At 52.8% G+C, this 12,817-nt stretch carries 13 protein-coding genes and 2 pseudogenes; 10 read left to right on the top strand and 5 right to left on the bottom strand.

Annotation, left to right across the window (positions count from 1 at the left end):
• Positions 1 to 666, bottom strand: a complete 666-nt coding sequence (gene pyrE / locus REH51_RS08800) for an orotate phosphoribosyltransferase (protein WP_009723299.1) — start codon at positions 664 to 666, stop codon at positions 1 to 3.
• Positions 667 to 803: 137 nt separating this feature from the next.
• Between pyrE and REH51_RS08795 the strand changes: the two genes are divergently transcribed.
• Positions 804 to 1,571, top strand: coding sequence for an exodeoxyribonuclease III (locus REH51_RS08795; protein ID WP_009723298.1), 768 nt, complete (start codon positions 804 to 806; stop codon positions 1,569 to 1,571).
• A 99-nt stretch (positions 1,572 to 1,670) separates the two neighbouring features.
• Here REH51_RS08795 and rph read toward each other — a convergent pair whose 3' ends face one another.
• Positions 1,671 to 2,408, bottom strand: coding sequence for a ribonuclease PH (rph, locus tag REH51_RS08790; protein WP_498937632.1), 738 nt, complete (start codon positions 2,406 to 2,408; stop codon positions 1,671 to 1,673).
• A gap of 143 nt (positions 2,409 to 2,551) precedes the next feature.
• Here rph and REH51_RS08785 point away from each other — a divergent pair, with 143 nt between their 5' ends.
• On the top strand, positions 2,552 to 3,430 hold the full coding sequence (locus REH51_RS08785; protein WP_009723296.1) for a YicC/YloC family endoribonuclease: 879 nt from the start codon (positions 2,552 to 2,554) through the stop codon (positions 3,428 to 3,430).
• Between the two features lie 169 nt (positions 3,431 to 3,599).
• On the opposite strand, the gene REH51_RS08780 is transcribed toward REH51_RS08785, so the two are convergent.
• On the bottom strand, positions 3,600 to 3,911 hold the full coding sequence (locus REH51_RS08780; protein WP_498937739.1) for a DUF1016 N-terminal domain-containing protein: 312 nt from the start codon (positions 3,909 to 3,911) through the stop codon (positions 3,600 to 3,602).
• Between the two features lie 5 nt (positions 3,912 to 3,916).
• Here REH51_RS08780 and REH51_RS08775 point away from each other — a divergent pair.
• The 3 genes and pseudogenes from REH51_RS08775 to aqpZ form a co-directional block, all read left to right on the top strand.
• Positions 3,917 to 4,174, top strand: a pseudogene (locus REH51_RS08775) (alcohol dehydrogenase); the annotation flags it as partial.
• Positions 4,175 to 4,451: 277 nt separating this feature from the next.
• Entirely contained in the window at positions 4,452 to 4,898 is a 447-nt protein-coding gene (locus REH51_RS08770; RefSeq protein ID WP_009723293.1) for a histidine phosphatase family protein, read from the top strand.
• Positions 4,899 to 5,354: 456 nt separating this feature from the next.
• Positions 5,355 to 6,104: an aquaporin Z gene (aqpZ, locus tag REH51_RS08765; RefSeq protein ID WP_009723292.1), complete on the top strand. Its 750-nt coding sequence runs from the start codon at positions 5,355 to 5,357 to the stop codon at positions 6,102 to 6,104.
• On the opposite strand, the gene REH51_RS08760 is transcribed toward aqpZ, so the two are convergent.
• Entirely contained in the window at positions 6,101 to 6,712 is a 612-nt protein-coding gene (locus tag REH51_RS08760) for a DNA-3-methyladenine glycosylase family protein (RefSeq protein WP_009723291.1), read from the bottom strand. The two genes, aqpZ and REH51_RS08760, sit on opposite strands and share 4 nt — an antisense overlap.
• 199 nt (positions 6,713 to 6,911) lie before the next feature.
• On the opposite strand from REH51_RS08760, the gene REH51_RS08755 reads away from it, so the two are divergent.
• Complete coding sequence (locus REH51_RS08755; protein WP_009723290.1) at positions 6,912 to 8,111, top strand: MFS transporter; 1,200 nt, start codon at positions 6,912 to 6,914, stop codon at positions 8,109 to 8,111.
• Positions 8,112 to 8,118: 7 nt separating this feature from the next.
• On the opposite strand, the gene REH51_RS08750 is transcribed toward REH51_RS08755, so the two are convergent.
• Positions 8,119 to 8,814 (bottom strand): extensin-like domain-containing protein, encoded by a 696-nt coding sequence (locus REH51_RS08750; RefSeq protein WP_009723289.1) that lies wholly within the window; start codon positions 8,812 to 8,814, stop codon positions 8,119 to 8,121.
• Between the two features lie 174 nt (positions 8,815 to 8,988).
• Here REH51_RS08750 and gmk point away from each other — a divergent pair, with 174 nt between their 5' ends.
• The 4 genes and pseudogenes from gmk (at position 8,989) to REH51_RS08730 (ending at position 12,671) form a co-directional block, all read left to right on the top strand.
• On the top strand, positions 8,989 to 9,621 hold the full coding sequence (gene gmk / locus REH51_RS08745) for a guanylate kinase (protein ID WP_009723288.1): 633 nt from the start codon (positions 8,989 to 8,991) through the stop codon (positions 9,619 to 9,621).
• A gap of 89 nt (positions 9,622 to 9,710) precedes the next feature.
• On the top strand, positions 9,711 to 9,971 hold the full coding sequence (rpoZ, locus tag REH51_RS08740) for a DNA-directed RNA polymerase subunit omega (protein ID WP_498937630.1): 261 nt from the start codon (positions 9,711 to 9,713) through the stop codon (positions 9,969 to 9,971).
• Positions 9,972 to 10,013: 42 nt separating this feature from the next.
• A pseudogene (locus tag REH51_RS08735) lies at positions 10,014 to 12,146 on the top strand (RelA/SpoT family protein).
• 135 nt (positions 12,147 to 12,281) lie between these two features.
• Positions 12,282 to 12,671, top strand: coding sequence for a RidA family protein (locus REH51_RS08730; protein ID WP_498937628.1), 390 nt, complete (start codon positions 12,282 to 12,284; stop codon positions 12,669 to 12,671).
• The last annotated feature ends 146 nt before the right edge of the window (positions 12,672 to 12,817 follow it).

Below are 12,817 nucleotides of genomic sequence, written 5' to 3'. Positions count from 1 at the left end.
CTAGCCGGTGATGCCGTAGCGGTCGCGATAAGCGCGTACGGCCTCAGCGTAAGCAAGCATTTCGCCGCCAGCATGCTCTTCAAGGTAAGTAAGCACTTGCTCTAAGGTGACAATACTGACAACCGGCATGCCGTACTGAGCCTGAACTTCCTGGATAGCACTTTGTTCGCCCTGGCCGCGCTCTTGGCGATCTAGCGCAATAATCACGCCACCCGCGCGGGCACCGCTTTGCTCAATTAGGCTCATCACTTCACGGATAGCAGTCCCGGCAGTAATCACGTCATCAATGATCAAAATATCGCCGGTCAGTGGTGCGCCAACAATATTGCCACCTTCGCCATGGGTTTTGGCCTCTTTACGGTTAAACGCGTAGGGCATATCGCGGTCATGGTGGTCAGCTAAGGCCGCAGCGGTGACCGCCGCCAAGGGAATGCCTTTATAGGCTGGGCCAAACAACACATCTGCCTGCAGGCCACTATCGACAATCGCTTGGGCATAAAACCGGCCCAGCTTGGCCAAGGCACGACCGGTTTGAAACAGGCCTGCATTGAAAAAGTAAGGGCTTACTCGCCCCGACTTAAGCGTGAACTCGCCAAACTTGAGCACGCCCTGCTCAATAGCGAAGGCAATGAAATCGCGCTGATAGGGTTGTAGAGTGGTGGCCACGGCGGGCTTCTCTTGTCGATAGGAATGTAAGTAAACGCAACAATAAAACGGGGTTAAATAGCAAGATTTGGTTTGTCTATTTACCCAAACGTCTAAACGTCGGGTATCATACAGCAGCGACGCAAAAGGGACGATTTATGAAAATTGCCAGCATCAATGTCAATGGTATACGTGATGCCGTCGATCGTGGCTTCCTGGACTGGCTGGCTCAGCAGGATGCCGACGTGATCTGCGTGCAGAACATCAAGGCAAAAAGTTTTGAACTGGACGACCATATTCTCTATCCGGAAGGCTACGAAGGCTATTTCCTGGATGCAGAAGAAGATGGTTTCTCCGGTGTGGCACTCTATTGCCGCAAAATTCCCAAGGCGATTATGTACGGCCTTGGGTTCCCTCAGTGTGATCACGAAGGGCGCTTTCTGCAGGCGGATTATGACCGCTTCAGCATCGCCACCTTCTTGATGCCTGATGGAAGTGATCAAAAAGCCAAACAGGCGTTTATGGAGCAGTACCAAGAGTACCTAACGAAGATGTCGCGCAAACGTCGCGAATACATCATCTGTGGTACCTGGCACGTTGCCCATAAAACCATCGATTTGGCCAACTGGTCGGATAATCAGCTTACCTCTGGTTTTCGCCCGGAAGAGCGTGCCTGGATGGATCAGGTGCTTGGCCCAACCGGCTTTATCGACACTTTCCGCGAAATTAATCGCGATGCTGGCGAATATACCTGGTGGCCAAAGCTCGACCAAGACGTGCCCCGTGAGCGCCAAGAAGGCTGGCGGATCGACTACCAGCTGGTCGGGCCCAACTTCCGTCGCCATGTGGTCGACGCGTGGATTGATTACGATGCGACCTTCTCTGAGTTCGCACCGCTGATCGTTGAGTATGACTTAGCGCTGTAAGCGCTCACTTTCCCGCGTCGCATTACCCGTCTCAGCAACAGGCCAGCTTAAAAGCTGGCCTGTTTGCGTAAGTGCGTTGAGTACTTGCTAAATAATGGCTTAGCCGCGAATACCCAGTGCTTCGCGCTGTTTTTCGCGCAGCTCGGAGCCCGCTTTCTCAGCGAGATCAAGCATCGCATTCAGCTCGGTACGGTTAAACGCGCCTGCTTCCGCGGTGCCCTGCACTTCAATCAGCTCGCCACTTTCAGTCATCACTACGTTCAGATCGGTGTCAGCTTTGCTATCTTCCGGATAATCCAAGTCCAGTACCGGCACGCCTTTATAAATACCCACCGAAATTGCGCTAACCAGCTGTTTAAAGGGATCACCTTTGATCTTCTTCTCACGCTGCAGATAACGAATGGCATCTACCAGCGCCACACAGCCGCCAGTAATCGACGCGGTACGGGTGCCGCCGTCGGCCTGGATCACATCGCAATCCACGGTAATGGTGAATTCGCCCAACTTCTTCAAGTTAATCGCTGCGCGCAGGCTACGGCCTATCAAACGCTGAATTTCCAGCGTCCGGCCACCTTGTTTGCCACGCGTCGCTTCACGGCCACTGCGGGTGTGAGTGGCACGGGGCAACATGCCGTACTCAGCGGTAATCCAACCCTGATTTTTGCCACGCAGCCAGCGTGGTACGCCCGCTTCTACGCTCGCATTACACAGCACCTTGGTATCGCCAAACTCCACCAGTACCGAACCTTCTGCATGGCGGGTGTAATCGCGGGGTATGCGAATTTCACGGAGCTGGTCGGCTTCACGACCGCTAGGGCGAACAACATCAGGACGCATAGCACCTCACATCAATTTAACAGTGGGAAAGCCCTCTATTGTACACGTCAACGCCACCGCTGATGGGCCTATTCAAGGCAGACGTATCTACCAGCACAAGATCGGTTAGACTGACCTAAATGCGCGATGAACAGGAAACTTTAATGGCCAACCTACGCCACGTACACAGCATGACCGCCTTTGCCCGCACCGAGCAGGCCGCCCCGTTTGGCACCCTGCAGGTAGAAATCCGCTCGGTGAATCAGCGTTATCTGGAACCGCACTTTCGCCTGCCCGACGCTCTACGCGAGCTAGAACCGGTGCTGCGCGACGCCTTACGCACACGCCTAGCGCGGGGGAAAGTAGAGTGCAGTCTGCGTTTTGAAGCCGCTGAAGCCAACCAAGCCCCTGCAGTTAACGCCCAGCGCTTAAAAGAAATAGCCGATGCCCTGGCCGCCATTCAGCAACAGGTGCCCAGTGCCGTGCCGCCCACCACGCTGGCGTTGCTTAACCAACCCGGCGTTATGGAAACCCAGCACCTCGATCAAGACGTCATTAAAGCCGCCGCCAAAAACCTGTTTGACCAAGCGCTAGACGAGTTGATCGACGCCCGCGCCCGAGAAGGCGAAAAACTCGCTGAGATGATCACCACTCGCCTATCGGCTGTGAGTGAACAAGTCGCCACCGTGCGCAGCTTGCTGCCGCAAATTTTAGAGCGCCAGCGCGCCCAACTGCTAGAGCGCCTGGAAGTCGCCAAAACCGAACTCGACCCTCAACGTTTGGAAGCCGAGCTGGTACTGGTGGCACAGAAAGCCGACGTAGACGAAGAACTGGACCGCCTAACAGCGCATGTGCAAGAAGTCAGCCGCCAGCTGGCCCAAAAAGGCCCCAAAGGCCGCCGCCTGGATTTCCTAATGCAGGAACTCAACCGCGAAGCTAACACGCTATCGTCAAAATCGGTTGTGGCTGAGACAACCCGCTGCGCAGTGGAGTTAAAGGTGCTAATTGAGCAGATGCGGGAACAGATTCAGAATATTGAGTGAAAATTATGAGCCAAGCGACACCCTGGAGCGCAATCGAGGTAGAGGCGACTGTCCTCACCTACCGACAGATGCTGGTGGCGGAGCTAAGCGGGCGCTCGTAGTAGGGAGTGCTAATTTCGAGCTCCAGTGCCCTAGCGTTCCAGCTTTGGGTGATCGCTTCGTGCAAATACTAATCGCGAGCTTGGGCGTTTTCCACTCGCAGCAGGGTTCGATAGTGAGTCCAGCTCAATTCGGTACGCACTGCGTTCCGTTTTGGAAAGCTTTGATAAAACTGGCGCATATTGCGTAGGTTGCGGACATCAAAGCCTTTGCCCAGCTGCTCGGTAAGCTGTTGTGAGAGCTGCTGTAGCGGGTGCTTACCATACTCAGCACGATTATTGTCCTGCTGTTCGTGCTCGACAATTAAACGACCTATTTCCCAGTAGCTTTGTACCATGGCCGTATTCACGGCTTGGCGCACTTGACCGCGTGCTTGTTCTATCCGCAGTTCAGGTTGGGCTGATGTTGGCTGAGAACAGCACGCCTGCCATTCCCATGAGTAAAGTTATTGCCCACGAACTTGAAATTCTGGGCAGTCATGGCATGCAGGCCCACCGTTATGACGCCATGCTGGCGATGATACAGTCTGGCAAGCTGGCACCTGAAAAGCTTATCGGCAAGCGGATCACTCTGGAGCAGTCGATTGATGCGCTGATGAGCATGGATAAGTTCGAAGGGGCGGGCGTAACGGTGGGACCGAGTTTTGAGATAACGGGCTTCAGCATCACTGCCCGTTCTAAATTGAAAGGCTTAGGTAAGACTGACGCTAATAGCATCGAGGGCGTTGAATTAGCATCTACTCACGATGTGTGGTGTGCGGTAGGCTCACTAATTGCTTCCAACCTGATTGGACACCCTCATGCTCACCTTGCGCACTGTCACTTTCACGCTTCTGGTCGTTATTCTCGGCATACTGCCCATCAACGCTTACGCAAACGAATCAACTTGGCAGGCGCTGCAGGAAGGCGGCTTGGTGATTCTGATGCGTCACGCACTGGCTCCAGGCATTGGTGATCCGGCTGGGTTTGAGCTTTCTCAGTGCGATACACAGCGTAACCTTTCAGCCCAGGGGCGCGCTCAGGCTGAGGCGATTGGTCGTTCATTTCGTGAGCGGGATGTGCCTATTGCCTCGGTGTATTCGTCTCGCTGGTGCCGGGCGCTGGAAACTGCTGAGCTAATGGCGTTGAGCCGCGTGGAGCCAACCCCATGGTTAGATTCGTTTTTTCGTCAGCGCAGTGAGCGAGGTGCACGCACGCAAACGGCGCGTGAGCACATAGCTGCTTGGCATGGCCCAGGTAATTTGCTGCTGGTGACCCATCAGGTCAATATTACGGCGCTCACAGGCGGTGGAGTGAGCTCAGGCGAAATGATCGTCGTGCGCCCAACGGGCGATTCGTTTCAGATGGTGGGCCGGTTGAACGATGAGTAGGCGATGACCGCTAATCGCTAGCGGGCGTTTTAAGTAGCATTAGTGCTTCCTTAATGGTTTTTATTAGTCAATTAAAAATCAAAGTGTTAAAGAAACACTTTTTAGCAGTTTAATTAATTCATGATTTTTAGCGTTAATTATTAATGCGATAATTGTTTCTTATTGTTTAATTTAAAGCCTTGGGTGATATTTAGTTGCCCGGTTTTAAAGGCTGGTATATAAAAGCTTGTCTTTGTTGTAGGCGATTAGTTGAATGAGTTTTTACACTGAGTCGCTATGACAGAATTTAACAATGTGGTTAGTTTTTAAGAACTAGTTTCTTACTTTTGATTAATTAAACAAGAGTCGTGCACTGAGTGCGCGCATTACTGCGTACACATGAATAAGTGCCTTGTCGGTGCTTAATTAGCTGGCGCGGTGTTCCCAATGGTGCTTGGACATTAGAGGAGTAGGGATATGAAAAAGTACGCAGCGGAGTTAATCGGTACGTTTTGGTTAGTGTTGGGTGGTTGTGGCAGCGCGGTGCTAGCGGCGGCTTTCCCAGACGTAGGTATTGGCCTATTAGGGGTATCGCTGGCCTTTGGTTTAACGGTTGTCACGATGGCGTATGCGATTGGGCATATTTCGGGCTGCCATTTAAACCCTGCGGTATCGATAGGGCTTTGGGTGGGCGGGCGCTTCCCTGCAAAAGAGTTGCCTTACTATATTGGCGCGCAAGTGCTGGGTGCTATTGTTGCCGGCGGTGTGCTGTATCTTATTGCGAGTGGTCAGGCGGGTTTTGATGTGTCGGCTGGATTTGCATCCAATGGGTATGGAGAGCATTCACCCGGCGGTTACAGCATGATGGCAGCACTACTCATTGAAGTCGTGATGACCATGATGTTTATCTTCATCATTATGGGGGCAACCGATGGTCGTGCACCGGCAGGCTTTGCGCCTTTGGCGATTGGCTTGGGCTTAACGCTTATTCACCTGATCAGCATTCCGGTGACCAATACCTCGGTGAATCCAGCGCGCAGTACGGGCGTTGCGCTGTATGTGGGTGATTGGGCGACGGCTCAGCTGTGGTTGTTCTGGGTAGCGCCAATGATCGGTGCGGCGTTAGGGGCATTAGCGTATCGCTTTATTGCTCAGCCTGAGGCACTCATAGCCCCGCCATCGCCTTCTGATCACGATGATGATCTGACGGGTAAGATCGTTCCTTAAAGCGGTTCTCCACGATAGTAGTGCCATAAAAATAGCGACCCCACGCTACGCCAGGGCCCCCAGTGTTCGACTAACTGGCGAGCCTGTTTAGGCGTGGGTTTGCCTTCCCGTTTTTTTAGACGGCCAAGCGCTACACGTAAAGCAAGGTCGTCGGCGGGAAATATATCCATGCGCTGGAGCGAAAACATCAGGTAAATTTCGGCGCTCCAGCGTCCAAAGCCACGCAGTTGAGTGATGGCGGCAATCGCCTCGTCATCGCTCAGCAATGCCAGCCCATCGGCGCTGAACGTGCCTGCAAGCTCTGCCTCCGCCAGCCCTTTGGCATACGCCACTTTGCGCCAGGAAAGCCCTGCATCTCTCAGCGCTTGGTCTTCAACGTCCATCACCGCCTTTGCGCTCAATTCGGGCAGCAGTGCCTTCACACGGCTCATAATGGCGCGAGCTGCTTCCGTCGAAATCTGCTGGCTAACAATCGTGCTAAAAAACGTTGCGAAGCCTTGGTCGCGTTGGCGCGGCTCGGGTGCGCCAACGAGTGGATAGGCACGGGCGATATCTGGGTCGACCTTAGCGAGTGCGGCCATGGCGCGTTCGATAGTCTCAAGTGTCATGAATATTCCACCTGCTTATAAATTTAAAAACACACTAACAAAATAGGCCATTAGCGTTGTAACCCCTTTGGAATTATCTTATTCGCCCGCTAACTTTTTTGGCGTCGCATATTTCTACTTTTGTCTAATCCTGCGATCATTTGCCGCTATAAAAGACCGTTTTGTTGATCAGGCGTTGAATGCGCTTGGGGAGAAAAGTATGCAGGCGTCGTCATCGGGATTGGCACGTAACCCGCGGTTGGCAGAAGTCGTGTTGGCGTTAGGTGGGTTTGGTATTGGCACCAGCGAATTCGTCATTATGGGGTTAATGAACCGTGTCGCGGAGGATCTTGCCGTGACGGTGCCCCAGGTGGGCTACGCCATCAGCAGCTATGCCCTTGGCGTGGTGGTCGGTGCGCCACTGATTTCTGCCTTTGCCGCGCGGGCGCCAAAGCGGGCGTTGCTCATTGTACTGATGCTGGTGTTTGCCGTCGGCAATATCGCCAGTGCCATGGCGCCGGGGTTTTGGTCATTTGTAGGGCTGCGCTTTATCGCCGGATTACCGCATGGTGCTTACTTTGGTGTAGCCGCCCTGGTGGCCGCGGGCGCAGTGCCCGTTGATCAGCGAGCACGGGCTATTTCACGGGTAATGATGGGCTTAACGTTGGCGATTCTGATTGGCGCGCCGTTAGGCACGTGGACAGGCAATCTGTTTGGCTGGCAAATCGCCTTTGCAGCGGTGGGCATTATTGCGCTGTTGACCGCGCTATTGATTCGTCTGTGGGTACCTGTGCAGCCGTTCGATGCTTTAGCAAGCCCGCTGCGTGAACTGTCGGCATTGATAAAGCAGCGTGTGCTGGTGACGGTGGCCATTGCCTGTATTGGCTGTGGCGGTATGTTTGCTATTTTTAGTTATGTGATGCCCACGCTTACTCAGCAGGCGGGTATGAGTGAAGCGCTGGGGCCACTTGTGCTGGTGATTTTTGGCCTTGGTTCTATTGCTGGGAATTTAATTGGCGGCCGTGCAGCGGACAAGAACCTGATGCGCGCGATTCCCGCTACCTTGGTGTGGTGCGCGGTGATTCAGGGGTTGTTCTATTTTGCCGCTAACAACGTTTGGACGGGGCTGTTATTTGTAGGATTAGTAGGCACTAGCATGGCGTTAGCACCTGCGTTGCAAACCCGTTTAATGGATGTAGCAGAAGATGCTCAAACGATGGCGGCTTCGCTTAACCATGCCGCTTTTAATGGGGCGAATGCATTAGGTGCGTGGTTAGCGGGATTGGTGATTAGCGCAGGCTTCAGTTGGTCAAGCACGGGGTTAGTCGGTACCGGTTTAGCGCTTTGCGGGCTAGTGATTTTTGCTTGGGGGCGCTGGCTTGAGAAACGCACTTTCGCTACGGCTGAACGTTATCAATGAGTGTTTACTAACGACATAACCGAAAGCCGCGCATGCCTAGGTGAAAGTGATCAGCATGTGCGGCGTTATAGTCTGGCCCCAACACGTTACCAAAAGTGTCGCAGGCGCCATCTCTCGCTGCTCTTAAAAATTCCCCTGTTTCGCCTTCGTCATCCCAGTGATTGATTAGCGTAATGCGCTGACCATTTTCAAACTGAAACCCCACCACATCCAATGCTTCAGCGGTAGCATGTTCGCTGCGCCTGCCTGTTTCTCGGCCATAGACGTTACGGCAGGCAAAGCTGCCAACGTGGTTGATCTGGGCCACTCGGCTGCCCATGATTTCCTGGGCGGCGGGTTGCAGGGCATGGCGTTCGTACATTACCCAGGCCAGCGCCATCGGGCAGGTAGCGACAAAGCTTTGATTAAAACGAACGCTACTGGACTGCATACGCACGATATTAGTCAGTGGACAGCTTTCGGTTGGGGAATAATCGGCTAATGGTGTGTATCGAAGATCGCTTTCTGGCACGGTGTCCAGTGCGGCTAAACAGGCTCCCCGATCATCGTTTAGACGTTTGAGCTTTAGCTGAGTGATGGGCGTTATTGGGTCATCGATATAGAGCGGCGCCCAAGGTGCCCAGTGGCGGGGGATCTCAATCAGCCCTTTTTGGAACGCTACTCCCAGGGTAATTAAACATAAAATAAAGATCGTACTGCGCATAATGACCTCCCTGTGACTGCGCTGAAACGCTACAGTCCATGGCACAGGTGTGCGATACTGCGCGCTACTTTATACACAGTACAACGCATAGCCGTTGTCTTGTTTATCTTCGCCAACGATCTTTCGCTGACTATCATTTCGCTATCTATCTTTTGCTAATTAGGGAAGCGCTTCATGTCCCAGGGTACGCTTTTTATTATTTCTGCCCCGTCGGGTGCTGGTAAAACCAGCTTGGTCCGCGAGCTGATCGAGAGCTTGGATGGTATTCAGGTATCGGTATCTCATACCACGCGAGCTAAGCGCGAGGGAGAAGTGGATGGCGTGAACTACCACTTTACTCACGTAGCCGACTTTGAAGCGATGATTGGGCGCGGTGAATTCTTTGAGTATGCCAAGGTCTTTGATAATTACTACGGTACGTCTCGCTGTGCGGCGCAAACCGTGCTGGACGCGGGGCAAGATGTTATTTTAGAGATCGACTGGCAAGGCGCCCAGCAGGTACGTGAACAAATGCCTTCGGCAGTATCGATTTTTATCTTGCCGCCCTCGCGTAGCGAGCTGGAGCGTCGTCTTTCTAGCCGCGGTACCGATGAACACGCAGTGATTGCTCGGCGCATGCGTGATGCCGTTAGCGAAATGTCCCATTTTGATGAATACGACTACTTAGTGATCAACGATGATTTCACCACAGCGCTGCAAGAGTTACAGTCGCTAGTGATCAGTCGCCGCTTAACACGTGAGGCGATGCAGGTGCGTCATGCGCCACTGCTCGATGCGCTCTTGTCACAGGCGCCTAGCGTCGAGTAATCTAGCAGGTTCCATTACCACTTTTTTTGCTGGGCCAGCGGCGTTTAACCACAACGCTGGCCCAGCGTTGTCATTACAGGAAGGCCCCCATGGCTCGCGTAACCGTTGAAGATTGTCTGGAAAATGTTGAGAACCGCTTCAAGCTGGTAATGATTTCTACCCAGCGCGCGCGCCAGCTTGCCCGTGGCTCTCGTGAAGCGCAACTGCCCTGGGAGAACGATAACCCTACCGTTATGGCGCTGCGTGAAATTGCCGCCGGCCTTGTAAACCACACCGTGCTAGATGAGCCGGTTGAAGCCCCGGTTCGTGCACGTCCAGCGATGGCACCTACCACACATATCGACGACTAGTGTTTGAAAGACTGGGCTAAGAAGCGACTAGGGGCGCGGTAAATGTTCACCATTGATGACCTGGCCGATCGACTTGGCGGCTATTTACCTCCAGACGAAATACAGCAGGTCAAACGCGCCTTCTATTATGCCGAGCAAGCCCACGACGGCCAACGCCGTCGGTCTGGTGAACCCTATGTGACCCACCCTTTAGCGGTTGCTAATATATTGGCTAATATGCACATGGACCATCAAAGTTTGATGGCTGCCATGCTGCATGATGTCATCGAAGATACCGGTGTCTCGAAAAAGGCGCTGTCCGTTCAATTTGGTAAGCCTGTCGCCGAATTGGTGGATGGTGTTTCCAAGCTGACCCAGATCACCTTTGAAGACAAAGCCGTCGCCCAAGCGGAAAATTTCCAGAAGATGGTGTTAGCGATGTCGCGGGATATCCGCGTCATTATCGTAAAATTGGCTGACCGTCTGCATAACATGCGCACGCTGGGAGCACTGCGGCCGGATAAGAAGCGCCGTATTGCCCGAGAAACGCTGGAAATCTATGCCCGTATCGCGGGGCGTTTAGGTATCAATACGATTCGCGTTGAGCTTGAAGACCTCTCTTTCCAGGCGATTCACCCCATGCGTGCAGAACGCATCAAGCGCGCGGTGGCCAGCGCGCGGGGGAACCGCCGTAGCGCAATGCGGGAAATTCAGTCATCGCTACAGCAGAGTCTGGACGATGAAGGACTTAAAGGCACCGTGATCGGCAGGCAGAAACATCTACTGTCGATTTATAAGAAAATGCGCGACCAGCGTAAGCCGTTCGCAGAAATTATGGATGTCTTCGGATTTCGCATCATTACTGAAGATGTCGCTAGCTGCTATCGCATCTTAGGCGTGGTGCATAATCTCTATAAGCCCGTACCAGGGCGATTTAAAGATTATATCGCTATCCCAAAAGCCAACGGCTAACAAAGTCTTCACACCACGCTGTTTGGTCAGGGCGGGATGCCAATTGAAGTGCAGATCCGCACCCGTGAGATGGAGGCGATGGCTAATAACGGCATCGCGGCCCACTGGCTCTATAAAGCCGGGCAAACAACCCATCCTATTGCTGAAGGCAGCCATGCCCGTGCCCGTGCTTGGGTAAAAGGGCTGCTAGAAATGCAGCGCCATGCGGGTGACTCGCTGGAGTTTATTGAGCACGTCAAAAACGACTTGTTCCCAGACGATATCTACGTATTTACCCCCAAAGGCGACATAATGGAGCTGCCCCAGGGCGCGACGGTGATCGACTTTGCTTATAGCGTACACACCGATATTGGCAATAACTGCATTGCTTGCCGTATTGATCGCCATTTAGCACCGCTCTCAACGCGTCTTGAAAGTGGCCAAACGCTGGAAATCATTACTGCCCCAGGGGCACGGCCTAACTTGGCATGGCTCAACTTCGTCACGACGGCAAAAGCGCGTTCCGCGATACGCCATGCATTGAAGCACCAGCAGCAGGCAGAAGCGATTATCTTAGGGCGACGGCTGTTGAATAAAGCACTGGCGCCGTTTGAAACCAGCCTTGAAGAACTGGATGAAGGTGTTTTTGCGAAAGCATTTAAAGAGCTGGACGTCGTTTCTCTAGATGCTTTGTTAGAGTCGCTTGGCTTGGGCAATCGTATGGCCCATGTAGTGGCGCGTCGCTTGGTTGATGTCTCCAATGGCGGGAATGCTGACTACGTTCTCAGTGCGGATAGTGAAAAAGCTGTCGTTATCAGCGGTAGCGAAGGTATGGTGATTAATTTTGCTCGCTGCTGCCATCCGTTGCCGGGCGACCCCGTTGTTGGCCACTTGTCAGTTGGCAAAGGGTTGGTGGTACATCGCAGTGAATGCAAAAACCTAGGTGATCGTAAAAACGACCCAGAGAAGCTGTTTGCACTTGAGTGGTCGGACAGCATAGATGAAGACTTCCCGGTTGCTCTGCGCATTGAAATTGAGAGCCGTCGTGGGCTGGTGGCTGAGCTGGCTGGCGTAGTAACCGATGCTGACGCCAATATCGAGCGTATCGGCATTGAAGAGCGTGATGCACGGCTTTCAATCGTTAATTTAACCTTATCCGTAAAAGGCCGGGTGCATCTTGCGCGCATTATTAAGCGTATTCGCAACCTTTCTAATGTCGGCAAAATAACCAGAATGACCAATTAATTACCCGTTAGTGTGCTGCTAGCTGTGGGCTGGCAGCGACCGCTATGGCGGGCCATAAGAATTAATATCTACCACTATATCTATAACGATATCATATTTATAACGACATCTATCACGACAGGAGCATGCTATCTCATGAGCAACAAAGCGGTTATTAACACTGATAAAGCCCCCGCTGCAATCGGCCCTTATTCTCAAGCAATTAAGGCTGGCAACACGGTGTATCTTTCGGGTCAGATCCCACTGAACCCGGCGACGATGGAAATTGTCTCTGACGACTTTGAGGCGCAAGCACGTCAGGTATTTACCAACCTGCAGGCGGTCTGTGAAGAAGCGGCCGGCACGCTTGGTGATATCGTTAAGCTCAACTTATACCTTGTTGATCTGGATAACTTTGCAATCGTGAACAAGGTGATGGAAGAGTTCTTCTCGTCGCCTTTCCCTGCCCGTGCAGCGGTCGGTGTCAAAGCGCTGCCTAAAGGCAGCCAAGTGGAAGCAAAAGCCGTGATGGTCATTGGCGACTAAGCCACTGGGTCCACTGTTTCCAGCAAAACGAGCGAGCACTCTATTATCAAGTGCTCGCTCTTTTTTTGAGGGTAGTACTAGCAAACAAGTACTAGCAAACAAGTACTAATAGATAAGTACTGATAAATAAGCACAAAAAATCAGTG

The sequence above is a fragment of the Halomonas bluephagenesis genome (assembly GCF_054790765.1).
Note: the sequence above shows the minus strand (reverse complement) of the source record. Positions and strands in the feature narration are given on the sequence as shown.